The 1,769-nt window shown below is 47.0% G+C and carries 2 protein-coding genes; one reads left to right on the top strand and one right to left on the bottom strand.

The features are described from left to right. Positions 1 to 507 (top strand): RpnC/YadD family protein (locus ABW391_RS29405; RefSeq protein ID WP_502916368.1); only part of this gene is annotated, 507 nt, incomplete at its 5' end. Positions 508 to 720: 213 nt separating this feature from the next. Here the strand turns inward: ABW391_RS29405 and ABW391_RS29400 are convergent. Then, positions 721 to 1,769 (bottom strand): PD-(D/E)XK nuclease domain-containing protein (locus ABW391_RS29400; RefSeq protein ID WP_353485472.1); only part of this gene is annotated, 1,049 nt, incomplete at its 5' end.

The raw sequence follows: 1,769 nt of genomic DNA, 5'->3' as shown, positions 1-1,769 counted from the left end.
AATGATCCCAACCCTTTTGCTGCTGTAATGGAAGCCGCATGGCAATTCCTGAAAAAACCCAAAGATGAACAAAAACTGGCGCAGCTAAAACTCGACATGATCCGACGCTTGCTCAAGCGCAATCTCCCCAAAGACCACATTAAGTTCATTATATGGTTCATTTCCCTCTATGTCGACTTTGACAATTCAGAAATAAAAACTAAATTTGAACAGGATTTATTAGTGATCACCAAAGCAACTCAACCAATGGGATTCGAACAAGCAATCCAGGAAGAATTTAAAAAACAAGGTCTTGAACAAGGTCTTGAACAAGGTCTTGAACAAGGCATCGAAATCGGCGAAGCCAAACGCGATGAAGAACTCCTCAACAACGCTGTACCCGAATTGATGCAGGAAGGTTTCAGCGCTGAACGGATTGCGGCTATCCTCAATCTGCCCCTAGAAAGCGTACAAGCAGCTATCGAACGTGCCGCCCAGGATTCAAACAACACACCTAACCAAAACTGACACCGCCTCTACAGCCGTGCTGAACCCATATTATTTTATTAACCGCAGATAAACGAGTTGACGCGGTTAAATAAAAGCGTGCGGAAATAAGCGGCTTTGCCGCAGCATAATACAAGCAAAGCGACACCAATGGGAACGCGGATCACACGGATTCAGCGGATTTCCGCGGATCAAATCCGTGTAAAGGTGTGAGTGCTCAGCTTTGTTAGCATTTTATGCTAGCCGCTTCCAGTCAAACTCCGTCACACCCCGTTTTTCTCGCGAAAAATTGATTCCTACCGCCACTTTCTGGCGGGCATCCAACTGATACGGCCCCAGGTAGTTTTTATTGATGATTTGTTGGATGGCGATCGCCGCACTTTGCTCCAATTTGAACTCAAAGGCATAAATGTGGGTAGCAGTTTGCACGATGGCATCACAACGCCCTAAGGAGCTATTGACTTCACTCTTGAGGTAATTGCCCAGGAGGCTAAAGGTGAGGTGTACCAAAGCGTGGTAGTGCAGCTCGGTCGCACCTTTCCAAAGATCAGAAGGAATGTCGGCAAAGGCAGTATTGATGACTTTCATGACGCGCTCCAGATCGTTTTGTTGCAAGGCCTGACGCAATTCCAGTACCGTGGGCAAGCCCGAATGACCAGACTGATGCTGGAAAGCGGCCAGTAACAATTGCTCCAAACTGGCGCGAACCTCCTGATTGGGGTAATCCAACTGGCACCAACCTTCAGGTACATTGAGTTCGGTTATGCTCAAGTAGCCAGTTTGAAACAACACTGCATGCAAGTCCATTTGCTCCACGTCAAAGCTCCCCAAGGTTAGGAGTGATACAAACTCCGAGGGATTCCATTTGAATCGGCCAGCCTTGTACATCATTTGGATCAGAAAAGTAGGCGTACCCGTCTCAAACCAGTAGTTCTGTAAAGACTTGCTTTTCAAAAAACGCAACAATGAAAAAGGATTGTACACGCGTTTTTGACCATCCCAGGAGTAGCCATTGTACATCTGGCGGATTTGTTGTCGAATCTGGGGCTCTGCTGCTTCCAGTTCATCCAGTACCGCTCCGAATTGCAGCTCCAATTCCTCTGGGGTGATGCCCAGCAAAGTACTCTGCGCTGGAGTGAGGGTAATGTCTTCGAGATTGTTCAAATCCGAAAAAATACTCACCTTCGAAAACTTGCTCACCCCGGTGATGAATACAAACTCCAGGTAGGGATCAGCATCTTTGAGTACCGAATAAAACTGCTTCAGGATCTCGCGGTTTTCTT

This window comes from Haliscomenobacter sp. (assembly GCF_040403615.1).
Taxonomy (GTDB): Bacteria; Bacteroidota; Bacteroidia; order Chitinophagales; family Saprospiraceae; genus Haliscomenobacter.
The sequence above is the reverse complement of the archived record's forward strand: the minus strand, read 5'-3'. Positions and strand labels throughout refer to the sequence as shown.